Source organism: Pantoea osteomyelitidis, assembly GCF_044342975.1.
Taxonomy (GTDB): Bacteria; Pseudomonadota; Gammaproteobacteria; order Enterobacterales; family Enterobacteriaceae; genus Pantoea; species Pantoea osteomyelitidis.
This window is the reverse complement of the sequence record NZ_JBGFSN010000004.1, coordinates 1,210,880-1,236,836: the sequence shown is the minus strand read 5'-3', so window position 1 is coordinate 1,236,836 and position 25,957 is coordinate 1,210,880. Positions and strand designations below refer to the sequence as shown.

Here is a 25,957-nt window from a genome sequence, read left to right as displayed (position 1 = left end):
CAGATATCTGAATAAAGGTTTTACGTCTGGTCGCACAACAAGGGGATGATCGAAAGGGAAACTAATGTCGTTAATTCAGGATGGTGGTGGGAGAAGGATTCGAACCTTCGAAGTCTGTGACGGCAGATTTACAGTCTGCTCCCTTTGGCCGCTCGGGAATCCCACCAGGGAAATAATTGTGAAGCTGTTTCAGGCGAGAAGAGAAGATTCAGATGGTGGTGGGAGAAGGATTCGAACCTTCGAAGTCTGTGACGGCAGATTTACAGTCTGCTCCCTTTGGCCGCTCGGGAATCCCACCACTGGCCTGAATCATTATGCCTGAAAGCGGGGCGCATCATACCAAATGAATACAGGGTGTAAAGCACCGCCAGTGAAATAATGAATCGTTTGCCCACTTTTTGCCCGAGGCGCTGAATTGTCAGGCAATTCAGCGCCCACAGCACTTACAGAATGATGGTGCGATTGCCGTAAACAAACACGCGTTGACCCAGCACTTTATACAGTGCCCGGCTCAGCACGTTTTTCTCGACGTCACGCCCGGCGCGCATCATCTCTTCAGCGGTATAGCTGTGATCGACATTAATCACATCCTGCATGATGATCGGGCCTTCATCCAGATTATCGTTCACATAATGGGCGGTAGCGCCGATGATTTTCACGCCGCGCTCATAAGCCTGATGGTAAGGACGGGCGCCAATAAACGCTGGCAGGAAGGAGTGGTGAATGTTGATAATCTGATTGGGATAGCGTTGCACAAAGGCAGGGGTCAACACGCGCATATATTTCGCCAGCACCACATAATCGGGCTGATAACGATCGATCTCATCGACCATCTTATTGTCATGCTCTTCGCGCGTCAGGCCCTCGTGGCTGACCAGAACGAAAGGAATATCGAAACGCTCGACCAGCGAACGTAAAGTGTCATGGTTAGCGATGACCGCAGCGATTTCCATGTCCAGGCCGCCAAAGGCGCTTTTCATCAACAAATCGCCCAGGCAGTGCGCCTCTTTGGTGACCAAAATCACCACGCGGCGGCGACCGGCGCTGTTCAGCTCGCGAACCGAGCCTGCGGGCAGTGCGCTATCCAGATCCGCCAACAGGGTGTTGTCGTTAAAAATTCCTTCCAGCTCTGTGCGCATGAAGAAGCGCCCGGTGCGATGATCAACAAATTCATTGTTTTGCACGATATTCAGCTCATGCTTGTAACAGATATTGGTGATTTTCGCGATCAGTCCCTTCGCATCGGGGCAAATGGTACGTAAAACTTTTCTTTGCATGGTTTGCGCTTGCATCTCGATCAGAGTCCTGTAAAAGCAATTATGGTGATGCCGTTGGGCGAAGAGGACCTTAGCCGCAACATTTTTTGTATTTTTTTTCGGAGCCACAAGGACAGCGATCGTTTCGCCCCACTTGAGGCGAGGTTCCGTCAACATAGTACCAGCGTTGATCCTCGCGAAGAAAGCGCGAACATTCATGCAGGCTCGTCGGCTTCGCTTTTTCGAGGTATCGCGCAAAAAATGTTACAAAACTTTCATTCTCGTGGCTTCCATGATTACAACGGGTTACAGTCAGGCTTAACCATTGCGTATCGTGAAAACTTTCAGATAATAACCCGGCCATATCGGGTAAGCGTTTGTCAGGGTGCCAGGTCGAGACAAGATAAGCCGCGTTTTGGTTAACATAAGCGGTATAGCGTGAGCGCATCAGCGCTTCCGCACTGGCTGGAACAGCGGCGCCGGAAAGGTAAGGCTCACAACATAGGCTATACTGCTTTCCGCTGCAGCATGGGCACTTTTCAGACACATTGGCTCCTGAGCGTGAAGTAAGAAAAGAGAATAATTGCGGCTATGGTAGCTGACTCGGTGCAGTGAAGCCATTTTTGCAGCCGACACCAGAGGTGAAATGAGACAGGTTAAGATTGGACTGGCGCTGGGGTCAGGTGCTGCCAAAGGATGGGCGCATATCGGCGTCATCGCTGCGCTTGAGCGTGCCGGTATCGAAATCGATGTGGTGGCAGGTTGTTCCGTCGGTGCGTTAGTTGGATCCGCTTATGTCAACGGACGTCTCGGATTGATGGAAAAATGGGTAAACGCTTTTCGCTACTGGGACGTTATTCGCCTGATGGATCTCTCCTGGCAACGCGGTGGGCTACTACGCGGCGAACGCGTATTTAACCACGTCCGTCAACTTATTCCTCATGATACGCTGGAAGGCTGTAACAAGCCGTTTGGCGTGGTGGCGACCAATCTCAGCACGGGCCGCGAACTCTGGCTTACAGAAGGCGACTTACATCAAGCTGTGCGTGCATCCTGTAGTATGCCAGGCTTATTGCCACCAGTTAGCTACAATGGTTATTGGCTTGTGGATGGCGCAGTGGTGAATCCGGTGCCCATTTCACTGACGCGCGCCTTGGGTGCAGATATCGTTATCGCTGTGGATCTGCAGCATGACGCGCATCTGATGCAGCAGGATTTGCTCTCCGTCACGCCGCAGAGCGACGAAGAGGCGGCCACGGCTGCAGCGCTGAGCTGGGGCAAGAAGATACGTCAGCGTATTACAGGTTTCACACAGCGTCGTGCTTATCAAACGCCTGGAGCGATGGAAATTATGACCACCTCGATCCAGGTGCTGGAAAATCGCCTGAAGCGTAATCGCATGGCAGGCGATCCGCCGGATGTGTTGATTCAGCCGTTTTGTCCGCAGATTTCAACACTGGACTTTCATCGTGCTGAAGAAGCCATTGCGGCAGGCAAGGCTGCCGTTGAGAAAAAAATGGATGAACTATTACCACTGGTCCGTAGCAGATAATCGGGTTGTTCATTCACAGATGTTTCTTCGGTCAATTCTGAAAGGCGCAACTGCGTTTTATGAACCACTATTGAATGATCTGGTACGCAGGGGGAGAGAATGGAAAAACCACTAATCGGCAAAAAGATACTCATTGTCGAAGATGAGGTCGTTTTCCGTTCATTACTGGAAAATTTTCTGCTGGCGTCTGGCGCGACCACGCTGCTGGCAGGAGATGGGCTTGATGCTATTGCGCAGTTGCAGGGCCATGATGTGGACCTGGTGATTTCCGATCTGGAAATGCCGCGCATGAACGGCATTAAATTCGTGGAGCATATACGAACTCGCGGTAACAGCGTGCCCATCCTCATCATTTCGGCCACGCAAAACATGGCGGATATTGCTCATGTGTTGCGTCTGGGCGTTCAGGACGTGCTGCTTAAACCGCTTAAAAACTTTGAACGTTTTCGCGAAGCCGTTTACGAATGCCTTTATCCATCTATGTTCACCTCAAAAGTTGAAGAGGATGAGCAGCTGTTTCAGGACTGGGATGCGTTAGTGCGCGATCCCTCCGCCGCCGCGAAGCTGCTTAAGCAGCTGCAGCCGCCCGTTCAGCAAACCATCGCAAGCTGCCGCATCAATTATCGCCAGTTGACGATGGCCGAGCAGCCCGGCCTGGTATTAGATATCGCCGCGCTGTCGGAAAAAGATCTCGCTTTCTACTGTCTCGACGTCACGCGTGCCGGGGATAATGGCGTGCTCGCCGCGTTATTGTTGCGTGCGTTATTTAACGGTCTGCTTCAGGAGCAACTCTCCGGTCAAAAACAGCGCCTGCCGGAATTAAACGGCTTGTTGAGACAGGTCAATTTATTATTACGCCAGGCGAATCTCAGCGGCCAGTTTCCCCTGCTGGTTGGTTATTATCACCGCGGTTTAAAAAATCTGGTTTTAGTTTCGGCGGGATTAAACGCAACGCTTCAGATTAACGCCCATCAGATTCAACTCAGTAATGGGGTTCCGCTCGGTACTATGGGAAACACCTATCTTAACCAAATCAGCCAGCGCGCGGACAACTGGCAATGTCACGTATGGGGCGCTGGTGGTCGGCTGCGCCTGATGTTATCGGCTGATTCCTGAGCACAAAAATTTAAATTCCAGGGGCGCTGGAGACAGGACCAATTCCACGCTTTACACTTGGGTAATAGTCTTAAATTCGACGGATTAAGTCCATCCAGGATAATTCCGTCGGATGGTAACTGATATACTCATTTCGATTTTTTAAACCGACATATCAAGTAGTAACTTGAACGGCCTATAAGAGAGGTATCTTGATGTCTGCCTATAAGTCTAAAGTAAAAAAAGCGGTAATCCCGGTAGCAGGTTTGGGTACGCGTATGCTGCCTGCCACCAAAGCCATTCCAAAAGAGATGTTGCCGCTGGTTGATAAGCCGTTAATTCAGTATGTCGTTAACGAGTGTATCGCTGCCGGAATCAATGAGATTGTGCTGGTTACCCACTCTTCTAAAAACTCCATCGAGAACCACTTTGATACCAGTTTCGAACTGGAAGCGATGCTGGAAAAACGCGTCAAGCGTCAGCTGCTGGATGAAATCCAGTCAATCTGTCCGCCGCATGTAACCATTATGCAGGTTCGCCAGGGCATCGCGAAAGGCCTGGGTCACGCTGTGATGTGCGCGCACCCGTTGATTGGCGACGAGCCGGTGGCGGTGATTCTGCCGGACGTGATCATTGATGAATATGAATCTAATCCGACCAAAGATAACCTTGCTGAAATGCTTTCTCGTTTCGAAGAGAGCGGCCGCAGCCAGATCATGGTTGAGCCAGTTGCTGACGTGACCGCTTACGGTGTGGTTGACTGCCAGGGCGCAGAGCTGAACCCGGGCGACAGCGCGCCGATGGTTGGCGTGGTCGAGAAGCCGAAAGCGGCTGAAGCGCCGTCAAACCTGGCCGTTGTAGGACGCTATGTGCTCTCAGCTGATATTTGGCCGCTGTTAGCTAAAACGCCTCCGGGCGCAGGCGGAGAAGTCCAGCTGACCGATTCCATCGCCATGCTGATGGACAAAGAAACAGTTGAAGCTTATCACCTGAAGGGCGTCAGCCACGACTGTGGTAACAAGCTGGGCTATATGCAGGCTTTCGTTGAGTACGGTGTTCGTCACCCGGTTCTGGGCAAAGATTTTACGCAGTGGCTCGATCAAGCGGTTGGCAACAAAAAGTAACTCATTAAAAAACAGGATAACTCAATGAAAGTCACTGTATTTGGTATCGGCTATGTTGGTCTGGTTCAGGCTGCGGTGTTGGCCGAGGTCGGACATGACGTTCTCTGTATTGATGTCGATGAAAATAAAGTCGAAAATCTGAAAAAAGGCATTATCCCTATTTTCGAACCCGGCCTGACGCCGTTAGTCATGTCGAATTACGAAGCGGGTCGCCTGAAATTCAGTACCAATGCGGAAGAGGGGGTGAATCATGGCATCATGCAGTTCATTGCCGTGGGTACACCGCCCGATGAGGATGGATCGGCTGATCTTAAATATGTGACCGCGGTGGCACGAACCATTGCGCAGCATATGGATAGCCATAAGGTGATTATCGATAAATCCACCGTTCCGGTCGGCACTGCGGACAGAGTTCGTACTGTGATGAGTGAAACGTTGCGCGCGCGCGATGCCAATATCAACTTTGATGTAGTATCGAACCCGGAGTTCCTGAAAGAGGGAGCGGCGGTAAACGACTGTATGCGTCCTGAGCGTATCGTGGTCGGCACCGATAACGACGACGTCGTTGAACTGCTGCGTGAATTATATGAGCCGTTCAATCGCAATCACGATCGTATGATCCTGATGGATATTCGTAGTGCTGAGCTGACCAAATATGCGGCTAACTGCATGTTGGCGACCAAAATCAGCTTTATGAACGAGATGTCAAACCTGGCTGAACGTCTGGGCGCGGATATTGAAAAGGTACGTCAGGGCATCGGCTCAGATTCCCGCATCGGCTACCATTTTATCTATCCGGGCTGTGGTTACGGCGGCTCCTGCTTCCCGAAAGATGTGCAGGCGTTGATTCGCACCGCTGAATCGATTGGCTACAAGCCACGTTTGCTGCAGGCGGTCGAAGAGGTCAATGATAACCAGAAGAGCAAGCTGCCGGACTTCATCAAGCGCCACTTCGGTGAAAACCTCAGCGGCAAAACCTTCGCGCTTTGGGGACTGGCATTTAAGCCTAACACCGATGATATGCGTGAAGCGTCGAGCCGCGTGCTGATGGAAACCCTGTGGGAAGCTGGCGCAACCGTGCAGGCATTCGATCCGGAAGCCATGGACGAAGCGCAGCGTATCTACGGACATCGCAGCGATCTCAAGCTGATGGGAACCAAAGAAGCGGCGCTGCAAGGCGCTGACGGCCTGGTTATCTGTACGGAGTGGCAAAACTTCCGTGCTCCGGACTTCGACACGATTAAAAACTCACTGAAAGAACCTGTGATTTTTGATGGTCGTAACCTGTATGATCCGGAACGTATGAGCCGCCGCGGTTTCGTTTATTATGCAATCGGCCGCGGAGCGTCTATTCAAATTGCATAATTAATGAGGGATATATGAACTTTCTGGTAACCGGCGCCGCAGGATTTATTGGTTTTCATGTCAGCCAACGCCTGCTGGCTGCCGGTCACCAGGTTGTTGGTCTCGACAACCTGAATGATTACTACGACGTTAACCTTAAACAATCCCGTCTTGATCTTATCCGGCAACATCCCGCCTTTGCGTTTATCCAGGCTGACTTAGCCGATCGTCAGGCTATCGCATCGCTTTTTCAACAGCACAAGCCGCAACGCGTTATTCACCTGGGAGCGCAGGCTGGCGTACGCTATTCCATTGAGAACCCACATGCCTATGCGGATGCGAATCTTACCGGCCACCTGAATATTCTGGAAGGTTGCCGCCAACATAAGATTGAGCATTTATTATACGCCTCATCCAGCTCAGTTTATGGCCTGAATCGTAAAATGCCTTTTTCGACCGATGACAGTGTTGACCATCCGGTATCATTTTACGCCGCGACGAAAAAAGCCAATGAGCTGATGTCACATACTTATTCTCATCTTTATAATTTGCCCACCACCGGCCTGCGTTTCTTTACCGTATATGGTCCATGGGGGCGTCCGGATATGGCCTTGTTTAAATTTACGCGCGCCATGATTGCCGGTGAGAGTATTGATGTTTATAACAACGGACAAATGAAGCGAGACTTTACCTATATTGACGATATTGCCGAAGCGATCGTCAGACTACAGGATGTCATTCCGCAAAAAGATGAAAACTGGACGGTTGAAACCGGTTCCCCGGCCACCAGTTCGGCCCCTTATCGGGTTTATAACATTGGCAACAGCTCGCCTGTTACGCTAATGGCTTATATCGAAGCTTTAGAAAAAGCGTTGGGCATTAAGGCCAAAAAGAATATGTTGCCAATGCAACCGGGGGATGTACTGGAAACCAGCGCAGATACGCAAGCATTGTATAACGCCATTGGTTTCAAACCAGAAACTCATATGGAAAAGGGTATACAGCGCTTCGTTGACTGGTATCGGGAATTTTATAAGGTTTAATATTGTATAAAAAAGGAAGCACGAGGCTTCCTTTTTTTACCTGATGCTGGCGACAACATGTCAAAACCTCTCCCTGGCTAAGCTGACCTGACGAAGCACATTGCAGGCGATTTAAAGCAGAAAATCTTCCAGCTGTTTACCTTGTTCTTCAATTGCTTTTTTAATCACGGCAGGTGTGCGACCCTGGCCAGTCCAGGTACGGGTTTCACCATTTTCATCGGTATATTGATATTTTGCCGGACGTACAGCGCGTTTCGCTTTACCCGTTGTTTTGGTTTCCGACATTGCCTGCAGTAATTCATTGGGATCGATACCATCGGCAATCAGCATTTCACGATACTGTTCTAATTTGCGGGTACGTTCTTCATTTTCAGCCTGAAAATGCGTCTCTTCTTCGCGACGTTCATTCACCACAACTTCGAGTTTTTCCAGGCATTCTTCCAGCGTTTCCAGTGAACATTCTCTGGCTTGCGCACGCAATGTACGGATATTATTAAGAATTTTAAGTGCTTCGCTCATTGTCCTAATCTCTGAATATAATGGTGGGAGAATTGTTCTGCCCGCTAATAATAGTGTTGGCAAAAAAGAACTTCAATAGTTAAGTCGAGAGATACGAAAAAAGCGTTAAAAAGGAATATCACGCAGCCTATTTTTTGCAGAAGTCTCCGGAGCCGTTTAATAGTTATTTTCGGGTTTTGTGATGGTGAGTTAGATTCAACCCGAATGACGGCAGCAATTAATCCCGTCGATCAGCAGGGAAATCAGAAAATGCCGATAACGCAAAAAAGACGCGCGAGCATAAGCTTTCTGAGGTTAATTTTTTATCTTTTGATGCCATTAACCATGAAGAGCGAGTGATTGCGCAGCAGTTTTGCTTGCCTTTTATGCAGGTTTCTTAAATAAAGGCCTCCGGCGTGCGCTGTGCTTTATGGTAAACTTCGCGCCGGTAAGTTTGAGCATATGAACGAGAGCGGCAGGTAATGGCACAGCTATATTTTTATTACTCTGCAATGAACGCCGGAAAATCAACGGCTTTATTGCAATCCTCTTATAATTATCAGGAACGCGGCATGCGTACCCTGGTCTATACGGCCGAAATTGATGACCGGTTCGGCAGCGGCAAAGTTAGTTCGCGTATCGGACTTTCTTCTGCGGCCCGCCTTTTTAATAGCCAAACCGATATCGCCGCCGAGATTGCCGCTGAGCATGCAAGCCAACCCATTCATTGTGTGTTGGTAGACGAAAGCCAGTTCCTGACGCGCGACCAGGTTGAGGCGCTGTCAGACGTCGTCGATGAGCTGGATATACCTGTGCTTTGCTATGGCTTACGCACCGATTTTCGCGGCGAGCTGTTTAGCGGCAGCCATTATCTGCTCGCCTGGTCAGATAAGCTGGTTGAGCTAAAAACCATCTGTCATTGTGGCCGCAAGGCAACCATGGTGCTGCGACTGGACAGTCAGGGTAAACCGTTCAGCGAAGGTGAGCAGGTAGTGATAGGGGGCAATGAGCGTTATATTTCGGTCTGTCGTAAGCATTATAAGCAGGCGATACAAGAAGGATCGCTACAGGCAATTCATGGCGGCCATCTTTCATCGAATTCCGCCTGCTGAACAAAAATAAAAACCCGCCGGAGCGGGTTTTTTTATGCGACTGAGTTATACCTGTTTCGCTTTTTTATCTGTTTTTTCCGCTTTCACCGGCTGAGTAGCGACGATGGCTTCGCCCAGATTAGCGAAGGGCTCAACATATTCCCGACCATAATAGCAGTCCAGCATGATCTGTTTCAGTTCAGCAATCAACGGATAGCGAGGGTTAGCACCGGTACACTGGTCATCAAAGGCGTCATCCGCCAGCTTGTCCACTTTCGCCAGGAAATCCGCTTCCTGGACGCCTGCTTCACGGAAGGATTTTGGAATGCCCAGCTCTGTTTTGAGCTCCTCCAGCCATGCCACCAGCTTCTCGATTTTCTGCGCCGTACGATCGCCGGGCGCGCTTAGCTTAAGGTGGTCAGCAATTTCTGCATAGCGACGACGCGCCTGCGGACGGTCGTACTGGCTGAATGCGGTCTGTTTGGTCGGATTATCATTGGCGTTGTAGCGAATGACGTTGGCGATCAGCAGCGCATTGGTCAGACCGTGCGGAATGTGAAATTCCGAGCCCAGTTTGTGCGCCATTGAGTGACAGACGCCAAGGAAAGCGTTGGCAAACGCGATGCCGGCGATGGTCGCCGCGTTATGAACGCGTTCACGCGCCACAGGATTTTTCGCGCCTTCACGATAGCTGGCCGGCAGATATTCTTTCAACAATTTCAGCGCCTGCAGTGCCTGACCGTCAGAGTATTCGTTCGCCAGCACCGACACATAGGCTTCCAGCGAGTGGGTAACCGCATCCAGACCGCCAAAGGCGCAAAGGGATTTCGGCATATCCATCACCAGGTTCGCATCCACAATTGCCATATCGGGCGTCAGGGCGTAATCCGCCAGCGGATATTTTTGTCCTGTGGCATCATCTGTTACCACGGCGAAAGGCGTTACTTCAGAACCCGTACCCGAGGTGGTAGTAATGGCAATCATCCGCGCTTTGATACCCATTTTCGGGAATTTGTAGATGCGTTTACGGATATCCATAAACCGCAGCGCCAGCTCTTCAAAATGCGTTTCAGGATGCTCATACATCACCCACATGATTTTCGCCGCGTCCATCGGCGAACCGCCGCCAAGCGCGATAATCACGTCAGGCCTGAAGCTCTCCATCTGCTCCGTGCCTTTGCGCACGGTGCTGAGTGTGGGATCGGCTTCAACCTCAAAGAACACCTCTGTTTCAATGCCGTGAGACTTAAGCACCCGGATGACCTGATCCGCATAACCATTATTAAACAGGAAGCGGTCGGTAACGATAAAGGCGCGTTTCGCGCCGTCGCTGGCGACTTCTTCCAGCGCAACGGGCAGCGAGCCGCGACGGAAGTAGATAGACTTCGGAAGTTTATGCCACAACATATTTTCAGCTCGCTTAGCCACGGTTTTTTTGTTGATCAGGTGTTTCGGTCCCACGTTTTCAGAAATTGAGTTACCGCCCCAGGATCCGCAGCCCAGCGTCAGAGAAGGCGCCAGCTTGAAGTTGTACAGGTCGCCGATACCCCCTTGCGATGCGGGCGTATTGATCAGAATACGCGCAGTTTTCATTCTTGCGCCAAAGAAATTCACACGCTCGCGCTGGTTGTCCTGGTCAGTATAAAGACAAGAGGTGTGGCCGATACCGCCCATTGCCACGAGTTTCTCTGCTTTATCTACGGCATCTGCAAAATCCTTCGCGCGATACATTGCCAGCGTCGGAGAAAGTTTTTCATGGGCAAAGGGTTCTGATTCATCCACCCGTTCCACTTCGCCAATCAAAATTTTGGTATCGCCCGGCAGCGTGAGGCCCGCCATCGCGGCAATTTTCACCGCTGGCTGTCCCACAATCGCCGCATTGAGCGCGCCGTTTTTCAGGATGATCTCCTGAACTGCCTGCAGCTCTTTACCCTGCAGCATATAACCGCCATGGCTGGAGAAACGTTCGCGCACGGCGTCATAAACGGAATCCACCACGATGACCGACTGCTCAGACGCACATATCACGCCATTATCGAAGGTTTTAGACATCAGAATAGAGGCAACCGCCCGTTTGATATCGGCGCTTTCATCAATTACGACCGGCGTGTTGCCGGCGCCGACGCCAATCGCAGGCTTACCGGAACTGTAGGCTGCTTTCACCATGCCCGGCCCGCCGGTGGCGAGGATGAGGTTAATATCCGGATGGTGCATTAGCTGATTCGACAGCTCGACGGAAGGGGCATCAATCCAGCCGATAATATCTCTCGGCGCGCCAGCCGCGATGGCCGCCTGCAGCACGATATCTGCCGCTTTGTTGGTGGCATCTTTTGCTCGCGGATGGGGCGAGAAAATAATGCCGTTGCGGGTTTTCAGGCTGATGAGCGCCTTAAAGATAGCGGTAGAGGTGGGGTTAGTGGTTGGGACGATACCGCAAATCACGCCGATGGGTTCAGCTATCGTCAGGGTGCCAAAAGTGTCATCGGTTTCCAGCACGCCGCAGGTGCGCTCATCTTTATAGGCGTTATAGATATATTCGGAAGCGAAGTGATTTTTAATGACTTTATCTTCAACAATCCCCATGCCGGATTCGGCAACCGCCATTTTTGCAAGGGGGATACGGGCGTCAGCAGCGGCCAGTGCGGCTGCGCGAAATATCTTGTCGACCTGTTCCTGGGTGAAGTTAGCGTATTCACGCTGCGCCTGTTTTACACGGTGAACCAGTGCATTGAGTTCAGCGACATTGGTAACGGCCATAATGCTCTCCTGAGGAAGTTAAACTTTTTAGTAAACAATCCTGAACGCTGAGTGTAGTTACAGTGGGTAGCGATAACGTCAGGCTGATCACAACTTTGTTTACTAAAAGAGTCTGAGGTGCATGGAAGAAACCTTGCCCAAAACTGCTTTCGTTGCGAAAAGATTACCTGGTATGAGGTAGGTTTGGCTTGATGTGGATCAATTTTTATTCATGCTGACACCTTTCAGCTGTGATTTTTACCTGGACGAGCCTTGTCCCATTTTCAGCTCTGGCATTCACTTACAGAAGGTGCCGACGGGTGGGTAGTCAACCCAGGCAGTAAGGGCCAGAATTAAGAAAATAAGTTAATGATGATAATTTCCGGCATCGCTGGTTCAGCTACGGCTTTTACTCTACATTATGCGCGAAATTTCCTACTGTGACGGAGCGTCCATTGAATCCTGCCATCCTCGATCTATCAGGTTACATCAAGTTTTTTATCGGCCTGTTCGCTCTGGTCAATCCGGTTGGCATCATTCCGGTTTTCATCAGTATGACCAGTTACCAGGCGGCAGCGGAACGAAACAAAACCAATATGACGGCAAACCTTGCCGTGGCGATTATTCTCTGGACCTCACTGTTTCTTGGCGATGCCATTTTGCGTCTCTTCGGCATTTCTATCGATTCTTTCCGCATCGCCGGCGGTATCCTGGTGGTGACGATTGCGATGTCGATGATCAGCGGCAAGCTGGGCGAGGATAAACAGAATAAGCAGGAAAAATCAGAGACGGCCATCCGTGAAAGCATCGGCGTGGTGCCGCTGGCATTGCCGCTGATGGCGGGGCCGGGCGCCATCAGCTCCACTATCGTCTGGAGTACACGCTACCACAGCTGGCTGAACCTGTTGGGATTCAGTCTGGCCATCGCTGTTTTCGCTTTTTGCTGTTGGCTGCTTTTTCGCGCTGCGCCTTTAATGGTCAGAGTGTTAGGGCAGACGGGAATCAACGTCATCACCCGTATTATGGGGTTGCTGCTGATGGCTTTGGGTATTGAATTCGTTGTAACCGGCATGAAATCTATTTTCCCAGGCCTGCTGAATTAATCAGCCTTTGTTGGATGCGGTTAATTTTTAAAACGAAGCTTCATTTGACCTTATTTGGTGCATTTACGGGAATTAATGCACCAAATCAAAGCAATTATTCATCCTGCTTAACAGCGTGGCTGCATTATCACTTCTGTTACTGAATTGCTTTGTCTGGCGGCAGAGCAGGAAAAATAATGTGATTATTATCACAATATAAAATACTGCTTTTGCAGTTATCTGCATAATTTTAATTCGGGTAATAATCTTTATGGCTGTTTTGCATCAGTCATTTTCCATGAAAAACCAGATAAGCTAAAAAAATCCTTCACTGCACAGTTATCCTTGCACCATAGCCGATATTTCCTGACAAATAAAATATATATCAACAGGTTAAGCGATAATTTTGCCTGTAAATTAACGCTTCCCTCATACCGAAAGTCATGATAAAAGAGAATCAGGTAACATTTTCGTTATTTTGCTTTGGTATACCGGCGATCGTTCTGTTAATTTTCGGCGCACCGCATTTTTTTCTGGTCTGGTCGTAAAGTGAGTATGGTTTTTGCTTACCCGCTATCGGGCATTTGGTTTGAAGGTTGATGTTTTTTGATGAGATGGATTATTGCGCCGCGAAAAAGAGTGTTGTCTACCGTGATTTATCATGTCGCGCGCGCTGCCTCACGTGCGGGGTATAACCCATTCTTCATTTTTCTGAATATCCTTCTTAACTGCACATCAAATAACCCATTTTATCAAACAGCATTGTGTGGCGGGCATACCCGACGAGACAGTCAGGATGCGCGCCGCCATGGCAAGACCACCATTAGGGGTCAGCGAATGCTTCCTGATTAAAACCACAGGGAGCGTCCCGGAAACGGGGGACGCCGCAGCGGATACGCCTGCGGTGACAATAAAAAAACTGGAGTGTAATAATGACCAACATCACGAAAAAGAGCCTGGCAGCCATCGGAGTCGTGGCGGCGCTGGGCGCACTGGCAGGGAATAGCGTTCTGGCGGCGACCGTTCCCGCCGGCGTAGAGCTGGCTGCAAAGCAAGAGCTGGTGAAAGGCAATGGCGATGAAGTGCAGTCGCTGGATCCGCATAAAATCGAAGGCGTGCCGGAAGCGAACGTAAACCATGATCTGCTCGAAGGTCTGGTGATCAGCGATCAGCAGGGCCATCCGGTACCGGGCGTCGCGGAAAGTTGGGACAATAAAGACGGTAAAGTCTGGACCTTCCACCTGCGCAAAGAGGCTAAATGGTCGAACGGCGAGCCGGTTACTGCACAGGACTTCGTTTACAGCTGGCAGCGTCTGGCGGATCCCAAGACTGCTTCCCCTTATGCCAGCTACCTGCAGTATGGTCATCTGCTCAACGTTGACGACATCATCGCCGGTAAGAAAAAGCCAGAAGAGCTGGGCGTAAAAGCGATTGACGATCACACCCTGGAAGTGACGCTGAGCGAGGCGGTGCCTTACTTCTACAAACTGCTGATTCACCCTTCCATGTCTCCGGTTTACAAGCCGGCAGTAGAGAAATTTGGCGACAAATGGACGCAGCCGCAAAACTGGGTCGGCAACGGCGCGTTTAAGCTCGAGTCACACGTGATCAACGAGCGTATTGTGCTGGTACGTAACCCGCAATACTGGGATAACGCCCATACTGTACTGAACAAGGTCACTTTCCTGCCGATCTCATCTGAAGTGAGCGACGTTAACCGTTATTTCTCTGAAAACGGCAGCGACATGACCTACAACAACATGCCGATCGAGCTGTTCAAAAAGCTGCAGCGTGAAAACGGCAAAGAATTGCATGTCGATCCTTATCTCTGCACCTATTACTACGAAATCAATGACCAGAAAGCGCCGTTCACCGATCCGCGCGTACGTGCCGCGCTGAAGCTGGGTATCGATCGTGACATCATCGTTAACAAGGTTCTGGCACAGGGTCAGATGCCGGCCTTCGGTTTTACACCGCCGGCCACCGACGGCGTTGATCTGCTGCCGCCGGACTGGTTCAAGTGGACACAGGAAAAACGTAACGAAGAGGCGAAAAAACTGCTGGCCGAAGCCGGCTACACCGCCGACAAACCGCTGACCTTTAACCTGCTTTACAACACTTCCGACCTGCATAAAAAGCTGGCGATCGCCGCCTCTTCGATCTGGAAGAAAAACATCGGCGTGAACGTCAAGCTGGAGAACCAGGAGTGGAAAACCTATCTGGATACGCGTCATCAGGGCAACTTTGATGTAGCGCGCGCCGCCTGGTGTGCGGACTACAACGAGCCGACCTCTTTCCTGAACATTCTGCTCTCTGACAGCAGCAACAACACCTCGCATTACAAGAGCGCGGCCTATGACAAAGCGGTGCATAATGCGTTGGGTGCGGCTGACGATAAAGCCCGTGCGGCAGATTATCAGCAGGCCGAGCAGATTCTGGACAAAGATTCCGCTATTGTACCGGTCTTCTACTACGTCAACGCGCGTCTGGTGAAAACTTACGTGGGCGGCTACACCGGTAAAGATCCGCTGGACAACGTGTACGACAAGAACCTGTATATCATTAAGCATTAATAGCAGACAGGCTATCGACAGTGGCGGCGTACGCGCCGCCTTTTAGCACCATATTCACATACGTGAAGCAACAGCCTGGTAGGTACGGCAATGTTAAAATTCATTCTGCGTCGGCTTCTGGAAGCGATTCCGACGCTCTTTGTGCTCATCACCATCTCCTTTTTCATGATGCGTCTGGCGCCCGGCAGTCCGTTCAGCGGCGAGCGCACGCTCTCGCCGGAAGTGATGGCCAATATCGAAGCGAAATACCATCTGAACGATCCCATCGGCAAACAGTATGTGGATTATCTGGTTCAGCTGGCCCATGGCGACTTCGGCCCGTCGTTCAAGTACAAGGATTACAGCGTTAACTACCTGGTAGCCCACGCCTTTCCGGTTTCCGCCAAGCTCGGGTTGGCCGCCTTTATTCTGGCGGTGATTCTGGGCGTCACGGCAGGGGTGATCGCCGCGCTGCGGCAAAACAGCCTGTGGGACTATGCGGTGATGGGGGTGGCAATGACCGGCGTGGTGATACCCAGCTTCGTGGTAGCGCCGTTGCTGGTGCTGATTTTCGCCATCACGCTGAAATGGCTGCCCGGCGGTGGATGGAACGGCGGTCAGTGGCAATATATGCTGCTGCCGATGGTGGCGCTCTCCCTGGCCTATATCGCCAGCATCGCGCGCATTACGCGCGGCTCGATGATTGAAGTGATGCACTCTAACTTTATCCGCACCGCGCGCGCTAAAGGTCTGCCGCTGCGCCGTATCGTGCTACGCCATGCGCTGAAACCAGCGCTGCTGCCGGTGATCTCCTATATGGGGCCCGCCTTTGTCGGTATTATTACCGGCTCGATGGTGATCGAATCGATTTATGGCCTGCCGGGCATCGGCCAGCTGTTTGTGAATGGCGCGCTGAACCGTGACTACTCCCTGGTGATGAGCCTGACAATTCTGGTTGGCATCCTGACCATTCTGTTTAACGCGATTGTCGACGTGCTTTACGCCGTGATCGACCCGAAAATTCGTTACTGATTACGGAGCTCGCCATGATATTGAGTAAGAAAAACAGCGAAGCTCTTGATGCTTTTAGTGAAAAACTGGAAGTGGAAGGGCGTAGCCTGTGGCAGGATGCCCGCCGCCGTTTTATCCATAACCGCGCCGCACTGCTGAGCCTGTTGATTCTGCTGCTGATCGCGCTGTTTGTGATTTTTGCCCCTTTGTTATCGCAGTTTGCCTATGACGATACCGACTGGGGAATGATGTCCGCGCCGCCGGACACCACATCCGGCCACTGGTTCGGCACCGACTCCTCCGGACGCGACCTGCTGGTACGCGTGGCGATTGGCGGCCGCATTTCGTTGATGGTGGGTATCGCCTCGGCGCTGATCGCGGTGATCGTCGGTACGCTGTACGGTTCCGCTGCCGGTTATCTGGGCGGCAAAACCGACTCGGTGATGATGCGCATCCTGGAGATCCTCAACTCATTTCCCTTTATGTTCTTTGTTATCCTGCTGGTGACCTTTTTTGGCCGCAACATTCTGCTGATTTTTGTCGCTATCGGCATGGTTTCCTGGCTGGATATGGCGCGTATCGTACGCGGGCAAACCCTCGGGCTGAAGCGCAAAGAGTTTATCGAGGCGGCGCAGGTAGGCGGGGTCTCAACCGCCAGCATCGTGCTGCGTCATATTGTGCCGAACGTGCTCGGCGTGGTGGTGGTTTATGCCTCGCTGCTGGTGCCCAGCATGATTCTGTTTGAATCTTTCCTCAGCTTTCTGGGTCTGGGTACGCAGGAGCCGTTGAGCAGCTGGGGCGCGCTGCTCAGCGACGGCGCCAACTCAATGGAAGTCTCGCCGTGGCTGCTGATGTTCCCGGCCGGTTTCCTCGTTGTAACGCTGTTTTGTTTTAACTTTATCGGTGATGGCCTGCGTGATGCCCTCGACCCGAAAGACAGGTAAGGAGTTTCCCGATGACTATTCATGAATTTCAGCCGAGGCAGGCTGCCGGTGCGGGAAACGAACTGCTGCTGGATGTTAAAGATCTGCGCGTCACCTTCGGTACGCACGATGGCGACGTCACGGCGGTGAACGATCTCAACTTCTCGCTGCGGGCGGGAGAGACGCTGGGGATTGTCGGCGAATCCGGCTCCGGTAAATCGCAGACCGCTTTTGCCCTGATGGGGCTGTTGGCGAAAAATGGCCGCATCGGCGGCTCTGCGCGCTTCAACGGCCAGGAAATTCTCAACCTGCCGGAAAACGCATTGAACCGTCTGCGCGCCGAGCAGATCGCGATGATTTTTCAGGACCCGATGACTTCGCTGAACCCCTATATGCGCGTCGGCGAGCAACTGATGGAAGTGCTGAAGCTGCATAAAGGCCTGAACAGCGCGCAGGCGTTTGAAGAGTCGGTGCGGATGCTGGACGCGGTAAAAATGCCGGAAGCGCGCAAGCGCATGAAAATGTATCCGCACGAGTTCTCCGGCGGGATGCGTCAGCGCGTGATGATCGCCATGGCGCTGCTTTGTCGGCCAAAGCTGCTGATCGCCGATGAGCCGACCACCGCGCTCGACGTGACCGTGCAGGCGCAGATCATGACGCTGCTCAATGAGCTGAAAAGCGAGTTTAATACCGCGATCATCATGATCACCCACGATCTCGGGGTGGTCGCCGGGATTTGCGATAAAGTGCTGGTGATGTATGCCGGACGCACCATGGAATATGGTCGCGCGCGCGACGTGTTCTATCAGCCCGCTCATCCTTATTCCATCGGCCTGCTTAACGCGGTGCCGCGGCTGGATGCGGAAGGCGAAGCGCTGATGACTATTCCGGGCAATCCGCCGAACCTGCTGCGTCTGCCGCAGGGGTGTCCTTTCCAGCCGCGTTGTCCTTACGCGATGGATATCTGCGCCAAATCGCCGCCGCTTGAGCCGTTTGCGGAGGGCCGTCTGCGCGCCTGCTTTAAGCCGGTGGAGGAGTTAGTATGAGCGCCGTAGCTGAGAAAAAAGTGTTACTGGAAATCGCCGATCTCAAGGTGCATTTCGATATCAAAGATGGCAAGCAGTGGTTCTGGCAGCCGCCAAAAACCCTGAAGGCTGTGGATGGCGTCAGCCTGCGTCTCTATGAAGGGGAGACGCTGGGCGTAGTGGGCGAGTCAGGCTGCGGCAAATCGACGCTGGCGCGCGCCATTATCGGGCTGGTGAAGGCCACTGACGGACGCGTTGCCTGGTTGGGCCGCGATCTGCTCGGGCAGAGCGCCGATGAGTGGCGCAAAGCGCGCAGCGATATCCAGATGATTTTCCAGGATCCGCTGGCATCGCTGAACCCGCGCATGACCATCGGCGACATTATCGCCGAGCCGCTGCGCACCTATCATCCTGACATGCCGCGTCAGGAGGTGAAGGATCGCGTCAAGGCGATGATGATGAAGGTCGGCCTTCTGCCGAACCTGATTAACCGCTATCCCCACGAGTTCTCCGGCGGGCAGTGCCAGCGTATCGGTATCGCCAGGGCGCTGATTCTGGAGCCGAAACTGATTATCTGTGACGAGCCGGTTTCCGCGCTTGACGTGTCGATTCAGGCGCAGGTGGTGAACCTGCTGCAGCAACTGCAGCGCGAAATGGGGCTTTCGCTGATCTTTATCGCGCACGATCTGGCGGTGGTGAAGCATATCTCCGATCGCGTGCTGGTGATGTATCTGGGACATGCGGTCGAGCTGGGAACCTATGATGAGGTCTACAGCAACCCCCTGCATCCTTACACCAAAGCGCTGATGTCGGCGGTGCCGATCCCCGATCCCGATCTGGAAAAAAACAAGCAGATTCAGCTACTGGAAGGGGAGCTGCCGTCGCCGATCAACCCGCCGTCCGGCTGCGTTTTCCGTACCCGTTGCCCGATTGCCGGGCCGGAGTGCGCGAAAACCCGCCCGCTGCTGGAAGGCAGCTTCCGTCATGCGGTCTCCTGTCTCAAGGTTGATCCGCTGTAAGGGGCACAAAAAAGCCGGGTCAGAAAGCCCGGCTTTTTTTATCGCGCATGTGTTATTCGCGCCAGAGAATATGACACAGCTTGTGGTCTTTCTCGCGGCAGAGCAGAACGCGGGCAAAAACATCGGTAATAGGCTCGCCATCCGCTTCACCCAAGCCAATCACCACTTCTGAGAAGAAGTCAGGATTGATATCGAAATCCACATGCTCCTGCCAGTCCTCAGAGGGATCAAACAGCTCGGCGCCGCCGCGCTCTTCAAACTGTAGGTTGAAAAGGATGATATCTGCCGGATCGAGGTTATCGCCTGCCAGTTCGAGAAAAATATCGTAGGCCTGTTCCAGCGTTTCATCTTCAGTAAGGCGATTATTTAAATCCATGGTGTGTCCCGTGCGCCCGCAGGCATTTAACAATTTCGCTCGTTTTACAGCAAAGGACTGAAGAAGTAAAACAGTCGTTCAACGATACGTTGCCACCAGGCGCGTTTAGACCAGCGGCGTCCATCCAGCAGGCGCGCGCGGGCGATATAATCATCCTGCACGCAGGCGAGATCGCTGCCAAACCCGGCATCGTCCACAACCAGCGTAATTTCAAAGTTAAGCCACAGGCTGCGCATATCAAGATTCACCGTGCCGACCATGCTCAGCTGCCCGTCAACCAGCACGCTTTTGGTATGCAGCAGGCCGCCTTCGAACTGATAAATTTTTACCCCCGCCTCGAGCAGCTCGGTAAAGAATGCGCGACTCGCCCAGCCCACCAGCAACGAGTCATTGTGGCGCGGCACGATGATGCTGACATCCACCCCGCGCAGCGCGGCGGTACAGATGGCATGTAGCAGGTCGTCGCTGGGCACGAAGTAGGGCGTAGTCATGATCAGCTGCTCGCGCGCGGAATAAACCGCCGTCAGCAAGGCCTGATGGATCATATCTTCCGGGAAGCCCGGACCGGAGGCGATGACCTGGATGGTATGACCGCTCTCCTGTTCAAAAGGCATGATATTGCCATCTGGCGGCGGCGGCAGGATGCGCCTGCCGGTCTCGATCTCCCAGTCGCAGGCGTAGACAATGCCCATGGTGGTGGCGACCGGACCTTCCATGCGCGCCATCAGGTCAACCCATTGACCTACGCCCGCATCCTGTTTAAAGAAGCGCGGATCCACCAGATTCATGCTGCCGGTATAGGCGATGTAATTATCGATCAGCACCACTTTGCGATGCTGGCGCAGATCCATACGACGCAGGAACACGCGCAGCAGGCTTACCTTCAGCGCTTCAACCACATCAATGCCAGCATTGCGCATCATACCGGCCCAGGGGCTGCGGAAAAACGCAACGCTGCCGGCGGAGTCCAGCATCAGACGACAGTGTACGCCGCGTCGCGAGGCGGCCATCAACGACTCGGCCACCTCATCCGCCAGCCCGCCGGGCTGCCAGATATAGAACACCATCTCAATATTATGACGCGCCAGCTGGATATCGCGGATCAGCGCCTGCATCACATCATCGGAGCTGGTCAGTAGTTGCAGCTGATTGCCTTTTACGCCAGCGATGCCCTGACGATTGCGGCACAGCTCAAACAGCGAGCGCGCAACATCGCTGTGCTCGCTGGCAAAGATGTGGCGGCACTGCTTCAGCTCATTCAGCCAACGGGCCGTTGAGGGCCACATGGTGCGCGCACGCTCGGCGCGCCGCTTGCCGAGATGCAATTCCCCAAAGGAGAGGTAAGCGATAATGCCGACCAGCGGCAGGATAAAAATAATCAACAGCCAGGCCATCGCCGAAGTGACGGCTCGTCGCTTCATCAGAATCCGCAGCGTCACGCTGGCGATCAGCAGCCAGTATCCAAACAGCAGCAGCCAGCTGACAAGCGTGTAAAAAGTGGTCATGTAAGTGGACATCCCGTTCGCGCTTTGATGTGGAAAGTGTACGTGCAGACGCACGGCAACGAAACCCTTAATCGTTAAGTGCTTTTGATAAGAGATCCGATTTGGCATTACGCCAGAGATCTTTATAATGCGCCGCGTAAACGCCGTCAGAGAGGATGTGATGAGACGAAGCAGAAATGAAGTTGCCCGCTGGAGAATGTTGCGTCAGGTAAAGCTCCGACGCGCCCGTTGGCTGGAAGCACAGTCGCGCCGCTATAAACGCATCCATGCTATTCGCCATCAGCTGGCTCAGCAACAACGTCGCTCTATTCTGTTTATTACGCAGAATCTCTGACAGCGTTGCCCGTTGTCTTTGCTTTTCGCCCCTGTTTTGCGAAGGGCTGAACGTAACTTCCGTTGATCAGGCTCAATGCTGAGATAAAACAGACGCAATGCGAAAAAGGTGTTAAGGTAGTTTCTCTTAAAGTAAAAAAATGAAGGTTTCTATCTTAAATTTAAAATTCCAGTGTCCGGGCTGCCTCGGTCATCAGTATCGCCTCTCCCTGTTTGATGTCACCCATAAAAATCCCCATGGCGCTGTCTGCATCTTTTGTAAATCAATTATGCACGTCAGTTACCGCGCGGTTGCGTTTCCCGTCTGATACAGAATCAGCCGCTTTGTTTATAAAGTCAGGCGCAAAAGTGAAAAATAATTCCGCTGCGCAAGGCATAAAAATAGTACTTATCAAATAAATAATACTGAACAAAGCAAAGCGGCGATTGGTCAGAAAAGCAGCACCTTTGTGAGGCTGGCGCGCCTGATTACATAATCAGATACAAGCCGCCAACAATGACGCTGACTGATAAAATATGAATTAACTCCATCATTTCTCGCCTCCATTCCGTTCACACCGTTTCTTCAGTCAAGGCCAGGATTCTCGTTTAGTCAAAAAATTTACACGTCGTAAGTTTAAGTGAAATTAATGTTTCAGCCGTTGTGATCAGATTGACGCAGCGGAAAATAAGCGGCGTCTGTTGTGCGAAACGCTGGTGCGACCAATGATTACCGTTGACCGAAGTGTTAACCAGATCACAATTCTGTCAGCCTAAGGCGTGCCAGGCTGAAGGTGTACGCATCATCCGATGAGAGAGTTTCGCTACCTGAGGAGGCTGTATGCTGACAGAACCGGAGGCCCGAAGGTGGGCATCGCTCATGCTGATAGCGGCTTTGCGTGGGGATTTACGACCAGACATAGTCGCGAAGCATATAAGCACGATGCGCCATCGTCATGGCGCAGATGTATTTGAAGATGTGCTGAAGGCAATGTTGCTGGAAGCAGGGCGCGTCGGGCCGGGGCATTGCGATGGCAGTTTATATCGTACTGTTAAGTCCACGACAAAGCCTGTCGTTCCGGCTTAATTGTTTTTTATTCTGTTTTCAGACGCCAGAAGAGAAAAAATGTAAAACTAACCGCCTGCGGGCGGTTTTTTTTGGCTGATTAAAACTGAAGGTATAATCGTGTGGCGGAACAGAAAAAGCGAGCAAGTAAAATGTGATTTACCGGGTTATCTCTCGCTGCGCTTTGTCTGTTTTTATAAAAATCGGGTCACTGCGTTGTTTTAAATATCAAAACGTCCGCTTAAAAGGCTTTACCGAAACTTGCTTATACACCCCGGCAGCAATATAGGGATCGCCCTCTGCCCAGGATTGCGCCGCTTCCAGTGAAGGGAATTCTGCGATAATCGTTGAACCCGTAAAGCCTGCCGCCCCCGGATCGTTGCTGTCTACCGCTGGCATCGGACCGGCGACAATCACGCGTCCCTCATCGTGCAGGAGCTGCAGACGCGCCAGATGCGCAGGGCGTACCGAATTCCGTTTTTCCAGTGAATCAGCATTATCTTCGGCATAAATGACGTAAAGCACGTTGGGACTCCCGTTAACTCGTCAGATTTGCCAACACGTTAAGTGATCGCCGATCGAAGTGCAAACGAAAGATATCGGCGCGATTGCAGAGCGCAGGAAGGGTTAAAAGCATGATCTTTCCACGATGCCCTTTCTTGTACTTATTGAAATTGATTGCTATTTGCATTTAATATTGGCGCTTCACTCCATTAACTCGATTGTTATGACGACGCTGACTACCTCTTTTCCAAAACGTGCGCCTGTTTCCGTGCTGCTTTCCGTTGTGTTGCACGGTAGTGCCATTGCCGGTTTACTTTATGCCTCGTTTCATCAGGTGATTGAAGTCCCGACAGCGTCGCAGCCGATCAGCGTAACCATGGTCGCGCCGGTGGTTCAGCCGGAACCCGCGCCTGCCGTGCAGCCGCCGCCACAGCCGGTGCCTGAGCCGCAGCCCGAACCGGAGCCTGTACCGGAGCCGCCTAAGCCGGTGCCGGTGCCGATTCCCAAACCGGAACCTAAACCGCAGCCGAAGCCAAAACCGAAGCCGGAAAAGAAACATGTGCAGCCGAAGCGCGAGGTGAAACCACGTCAGGAACCGCGTGAGCAAGCGAATCCGTTCAATCACGATGCGCCTGTTACGCAGACCAAACCTGCCACCGCGCCGACGCCTTCGCCCGCGCCGAGCAAAACGGTCTCTGATGGCCCAAAAGCGGTGAGCGTCAGCAAGCCTGGCTATCCGCCACGCGCCCTGGCCTTACGGGTGGAAGGACGTGTACGTGTGCAGTTTGATGTGGACAGTGATGGTCGCGTCGATAACATTCGCATTCTTTCTGCCGAGCCGCGCAATATGTTCGAGCGTACGGTCAAAGAGGCGATGAGAAAATGGCGTTACCAGAGCGGACGTCCGGGACAAAACCTGACGATGAATATCGTGTTCCGCATCAGCGGCGGGGCAAGCATCGAATAAAACAAGGCGGTCAGATGACCGCCTTTTTTAGGCTTTCGTTTCTGCGCTCTGGTTGGCTTTATCCACGGGCAGCGGCCGTGATTTTCCCTCATTATCCACCGCGACGTAAACAAACACCGCTTCCGTCGCGCAGTAAGTTTGCCCGATCGGCTCCGATGAGACTTTTTTGATCCACACTTCCACGTTAACCGTCATGGAACTGTTGCCGGTGCGAATGCAGCGCGCATGACAGCTCACCACATCGCCCACCGCAACCGGCTTGAGGAATGACATGCCGTCGACGCGCACTGTCACCACGCGGCCTTTCGCGATCTCTTTCGCCAGAATGGCGCCGCCCATATCCATCTGCGACATCAGCCAGCCGCCAAAAATATCGCCGTTGGCGTTAGTGTCAGCTGGCATAGCCAGGGTTCGCAGCACCATTTCGCCTTGCGGCAGCTTATGTTTATCGTCCATTGCTTCGGTTCTTATGCAGATGAGGGCGCAAAGCGCCACAGCGCCCGGCAAGCCGCGCCGGGCAGGAGATTATTTCTCTTCTTGCGGCAGCTGTCGCCAGATGTACAGGCCGCTAAACAGGGTGAACAGCAGGGTCAGACCGGTCAGCCCAAACACCTTAAAGTTAACCCAAAATGCCTGAGGCAACCAAAACGCCACATAGATATTTGCCAGGCCGCAGGCAAAGAAAAAGATCGCCCAGGCGACATTCAGACGACGCCAGGTGCGATCGGGCAACTGCAACTCTTTGCCCAGCATGCTCTGAATCAGCGGCTGCTTCATCCACCACTGGCTGTAAAGCAGCGCCAGGGCAAACAGGCAGTAAATCACCGTAACCTTCCATTTGATGAACTCATCATTATGGAAGACCAGCGTCAGGGTGCCGAATACCGCTACCAGCACAAAGGTCACAATGGTCATTTTTTCCAGCTTGCGCCAGAGCAGCCAGCTCGCCACCAGCGCTAAACCAGTCGCCACAATCAGCGCGCCGGAAGCAACAAAAATGTCGTACAGCTTATAGAAAATGAAGAACACAACCAGCGGAAGAAAATCGAGTAACTGCTTCATAAAAATTCCAGTCAGGGCAGGAGCGTTAAGCCTGCGCGCCAGACAAAGCCGACGCGCAGACCCTTAACGTAACAGCATATAAAGCCGGTACAAATAGATAATCAGTATGGCTGAAACCAGATTGCCTAACGCATTCAGCACGATGGAAGCCACATTAGCCGGCAATACCGTCAGTGAGGAGAAGAAAAACATCAGCACGATTTTAGCCAGCAGCCAGAGGATTATGGCTGGGGCGATGAGCCTGACATTTTTCCACGCCATCCGCATGCTGGCGCGCATCGCAGCGATAATACCCATCTTTTCGCTCACCAGCATCACCGGCGCCAGCGCCAGCACAATCGCGAGCAGCACGCCGGGCAACATCAGCAGCATAAAGCCGATCTGCACCAGCAGGGTAATCAGGAAGGTCTGCACCAGCAGTTTGGGCAGCAACGGCGCTGAAGCGCCGATAGCGCGCAGGGCGCTGACCCGCTGACCAGAGGAAACCATGGGAATGAGGCAAAGCATCCCGCCCAGCAGCAGCGTATTGCCGATCAGCGCGGCAAAAGTGCCTGCCGCCGAGGCGCGCAGCAGAATGCGTTGTTGATCTGGCGACATGTTCTGCACCAGTTCAAACAGCGACGAGGCGTTTTCATCACCCTGGCCCAGCAGCGAAAGCTGATCGGCGCCGGGCGTCAGCACATGGCCGATAATAACCGTAATGAAAGAGGTCAATAACGACATCAGCACAATGGTGATCAGCTGATGGCGCAGAAAGTTTCCTGTGTCACGGTATAACGAGCTTGCCGTGATAGACATGTACACTCCTTGGATG

Annotated in this window: 26 protein-coding genes and 2 tRNA genes; 16 read left to right on the top strand and 12 right to left on the bottom strand. The window is 52.5% G+C overall.

What is annotated here, in order from left to right:
• Positions 1-81 precede the first annotated feature (81 nt).
• The 4 genes from ABU178_RS10945 to ABU178_RS10930 all read right to left on the bottom strand — a co-directional run bounded on the left by ABU178_RS10945 (position 82) and on the right by ABU178_RS10930 (position 1,803).
• Positions 82-166: transfer RNA gene (locus tag ABU178_RS10945), tRNA-Tyr, on the bottom strand.
• Positions 167-213: 47 nt separating this feature from the next.
• Positions 214-298, bottom strand: a tRNA-Tyr gene (locus tag ABU178_RS10940).
• A 145-nt stretch (positions 299-443) separates the two neighbouring features.
• Entirely contained in the window at positions 444-1,292 is an 849-nt protein-coding gene (gene purU, locus ABU178_RS10935) for a formyltetrahydrofolate deformylase (protein WP_397214706.1), read from the bottom strand.
• Positions 1,293-1,347: 55 nt separating this feature from the next.
• Positions 1,348-1,803: a YchJ family protein gene (locus ABU178_RS10930; protein WP_397214704.1), complete on the bottom strand. Its 456-nt coding sequence runs from the start codon at positions 1,801-1,803 to the stop codon at positions 1,348-1,350.
• Positions 1,804-1,902: 99 nt separating this feature from the next.
• Here ABU178_RS10930 and rssA point away from each other — a divergent pair, with 99 nt between their 5' ends.
• From rssA to ABU178_RS10905, 5 genes are all read left to right on the top strand, one after another.
• Entirely contained in the window at positions 1,903-2,808 is a 906-nt protein-coding gene (gene rssA, locus ABU178_RS10925) for a patatin-like phospholipase RssA (protein WP_397214702.1), read from the top strand.
• A gap of 99 nt (positions 2,809-2,907) precedes the next feature.
• Positions 2,908-3,924 (top strand): two-component system response regulator RssB, encoded by a 1,017-nt coding sequence (rssB, locus tag ABU178_RS10920; RefSeq protein ID WP_397214700.1) that lies wholly within the window; start codon positions 2,908-2,910, stop codon positions 3,922-3,924.
• 194 nt (positions 3,925-4,118) lie between these two features.
• The gene (galU, locus tag ABU178_RS10915) at positions 4,119-5,027 is read left to right on the top strand and encodes a UTP--glucose-1-phosphate uridylyltransferase GalU (protein ID WP_397214698.1); all 909 of its coding nucleotides are present in this window, start codon (positions 4,119-4,121) and stop codon (positions 5,025-5,027) included.
• Between the two features lie 24 nt (positions 5,028-5,051).
• Positions 5,052-6,392 carry a UDP-glucose dehydrogenase family protein gene (locus ABU178_RS10910; protein WP_397214696.1) on the top strand — a complete coding sequence of 447 codons (1,341 nt, stop codon included), beginning with the start codon at positions 5,052-5,054 and terminating at the stop codon, positions 6,390-6,392.
• A gap of 14 nt (positions 6,393-6,406) precedes the next feature.
• Positions 6,407-7,414 carry an NAD-dependent epimerase gene (locus ABU178_RS10905; protein ID WP_397214694.1) on the top strand — a complete coding sequence of 336 codons (1,008 nt, stop codon included), beginning with the start codon at positions 6,407-6,409 and terminating at the stop codon, positions 7,412-7,414.
• A gap of 111 nt (positions 7,415-7,525) precedes the next feature.
• Here ABU178_RS10905 and hns read toward each other — a convergent pair whose 3' ends face one another.
• Positions 7,526-7,933 (bottom strand): histone-like nucleoid-structuring protein H-NS, encoded by a 408-nt coding sequence (gene hns, locus ABU178_RS10900; RefSeq protein WP_397214692.1) that lies wholly within the window; start codon positions 7,931-7,933, stop codon positions 7,526-7,528.
• A 461-nt stretch (positions 7,934-8,394) separates the two neighbouring features.
• Between hns and tdk the strand changes: the two genes are divergently transcribed.
• The gene (gene tdk, locus ABU178_RS10895) at positions 8,395-9,024 is read left to right on the top strand and encodes a thymidine kinase (protein ID WP_397214690.1); all 630 of its coding nucleotides are present in this window, start codon (positions 8,395-8,397) and stop codon (positions 9,022-9,024) included.
• A 45-nt stretch (positions 9,025-9,069) separates the two neighbouring features.
• Here the strand turns inward: tdk and adhE are convergent, their stop codons facing one another.
• Entirely contained in the window at positions 9,070-11,760 is a 2,691-nt protein-coding gene (gene adhE, locus ABU178_RS10890) for a bifunctional acetaldehyde-CoA/alcohol dehydrogenase (RefSeq protein ID WP_397214688.1), read from the bottom strand.
• Positions 11,761-12,194: 434 nt separating this feature from the next.
• On the opposite strand from adhE, the gene ABU178_RS10885 reads away from it, so the two are divergent.
• The 6 genes from ABU178_RS10885 (at position 12,195) to oppF (ending at position 19,351) form a co-directional block, all read left to right on the top strand.
• Complete coding sequence (locus ABU178_RS10885) at positions 12,195-12,842, top strand: YchE family NAAT transporter (RefSeq protein WP_397214686.1); 648 nt, start codon at positions 12,195-12,197, stop codon at positions 12,840-12,842.
• Positions 12,843-13,753: 911 nt separating this feature from the next.
• Positions 13,754-15,394: an oligopeptide ABC transporter substrate-binding protein OppA gene (gene oppA, locus ABU178_RS10880; RefSeq protein WP_397214685.1), complete on the top strand. Its 1,641-nt coding sequence runs from the start codon at positions 13,754-13,756 to the stop codon at positions 15,392-15,394.
• Between the two features lie 90 nt (positions 15,395-15,484).
• Positions 15,485-16,405: an oligopeptide ABC transporter permease OppB gene (oppB, locus tag ABU178_RS10875; RefSeq protein WP_397214683.1), complete on the top strand. Its 921-nt coding sequence runs from the start codon at positions 15,485-15,487 to the stop codon at positions 16,403-16,405.
• A gap of 14 nt (positions 16,406-16,419) precedes the next feature.
• A complete protein-coding gene (oppC, locus tag ABU178_RS10870) occupies positions 16,420-17,328 on the top strand; it encodes an oligopeptide ABC transporter permease OppC (RefSeq protein ID WP_397214681.1) in 909 nt (302 codons plus the stop codon).
• An 11-nt stretch (positions 17,329-17,339) separates the two neighbouring features.
• Complete coding sequence (locus ABU178_RS10865; RefSeq protein ID WP_397214679.1) at positions 17,340-18,353, top strand: ABC transporter ATP-binding protein; 1,014 nt, start codon at positions 17,340-17,342, stop codon at positions 18,351-18,353.
• The gene (oppF, locus tag ABU178_RS10860; protein ID WP_397214677.1) at positions 18,350-19,351 is read left to right on the top strand and encodes a murein tripeptide/oligopeptide ABC transporter ATP binding protein OppF; all 1,002 of its coding nucleotides are present in this window, start codon (positions 18,350-18,352) and stop codon (positions 19,349-19,351) included. The genes ABU178_RS10865 and oppF overlap by 4 nt, the downstream gene beginning before the upstream one ends.
• Before the next feature lie 52 nt (positions 19,352-19,403).
• Here oppF and ABU178_RS10855 read toward each other — a convergent pair whose 3' ends face one another.
• The gene (locus tag ABU178_RS10855; RefSeq protein ID WP_397214675.1) at positions 19,404-19,727 is read right to left on the bottom strand and encodes an HI1450 family dsDNA-mimic protein; all 324 of its coding nucleotides are present in this window, start codon (positions 19,725-19,727) and stop codon (positions 19,404-19,406) included.
• A gap of 44 nt (positions 19,728-19,771) precedes the next feature.
• Entirely contained in the window at positions 19,772-21,232 is a 1,461-nt protein-coding gene (gene cls / locus ABU178_RS10850; protein WP_397214673.1) for a cardiolipin synthase, read from the bottom strand.
• A 160-nt stretch (positions 21,233-21,392) separates the two neighbouring features.
• Between cls and ABU178_RS10845 the strand changes: the two genes are divergently transcribed.
• From ABU178_RS10845 to ABU178_RS10840, 3 genes are all read left to right on the top strand, one after another.
• Positions 21,393-21,566, top strand: a complete 174-nt coding sequence (locus tag ABU178_RS10845; RefSeq protein WP_397214672.1) for a YciY family protein — start codon at positions 21,393-21,395, stop codon at positions 21,564-21,566.
• A gap of 139 nt (positions 21,567-21,705) precedes the next feature.
• Positions 21,706-21,873, top strand: coding sequence for a cold shock small protein YmcF (gene ymcF / locus ABU178_RS20375; RefSeq protein ID WP_449590185.1), 168 nt, complete (start codon positions 21,706-21,708; stop codon positions 21,871-21,873).
• Positions 21,874-22,385: 512 nt separating this feature from the next.
• Positions 22,386-22,631 carry a hypothetical protein gene (locus tag ABU178_RS10840; protein ID WP_397214670.1) on the top strand — a complete coding sequence of 82 codons (246 nt, stop codon included), beginning with the start codon at positions 22,386-22,388 and terminating at the stop codon, positions 22,629-22,631.
• A gap of 207 nt (positions 22,632-22,838) precedes the next feature.
• Here ABU178_RS10840 and ABU178_RS10835 read toward each other — a convergent pair whose 3' ends face one another.
• Positions 22,839-23,135 carry a YciI family protein gene (locus ABU178_RS10835; protein ID WP_397214668.1) on the bottom strand — a complete coding sequence of 99 codons (297 nt, stop codon included), beginning with the start codon at positions 23,133-23,135 and terminating at the stop codon, positions 22,839-22,841.
• Between the two features lie 202 nt (positions 23,136-23,337).
• On the opposite strand from ABU178_RS10835, the gene tonB reads away from it, so the two are divergent.
• Complete coding sequence (tonB, locus tag ABU178_RS10830) at positions 23,338-24,081, top strand: TonB system transport protein TonB (RefSeq protein WP_397214666.1); 744 nt, start codon at positions 23,338-23,340, stop codon at positions 24,079-24,081.
• Between the two features lie 27 nt (positions 24,082-24,108).
• On the opposite strand, the gene yciA is transcribed toward tonB, so the two are convergent.
• The 3 genes from yciA to ABU178_RS10815 form a co-directional block, all read right to left on the bottom strand.
• Positions 24,109-24,537: an acyl-CoA thioester hydrolase YciA gene (gene yciA / locus ABU178_RS10825; RefSeq protein ID WP_397214664.1), complete on the bottom strand. Its 429-nt coding sequence runs from the start codon at positions 24,535-24,537 to the stop codon at positions 24,109-24,111.
• A gap of 69 nt (positions 24,538-24,606) precedes the next feature.
• Positions 24,607-25,143, bottom strand: a complete 537-nt coding sequence (locus ABU178_RS10820; RefSeq protein WP_397214662.1) for a septation protein A — start codon at positions 25,141-25,143, stop codon at positions 24,607-24,609.
• 63 nt (positions 25,144-25,206) lie between these two features.
• Positions 25,207-25,941 carry a YciC family protein gene (locus ABU178_RS10815; RefSeq protein ID WP_397214660.1) on the bottom strand — a complete coding sequence of 245 codons (735 nt, stop codon included), beginning with the start codon at positions 25,939-25,941 and terminating at the stop codon, positions 25,207-25,209.
• Between the last annotated feature and the right edge of the window lie 16 nt (positions 25,942-25,957).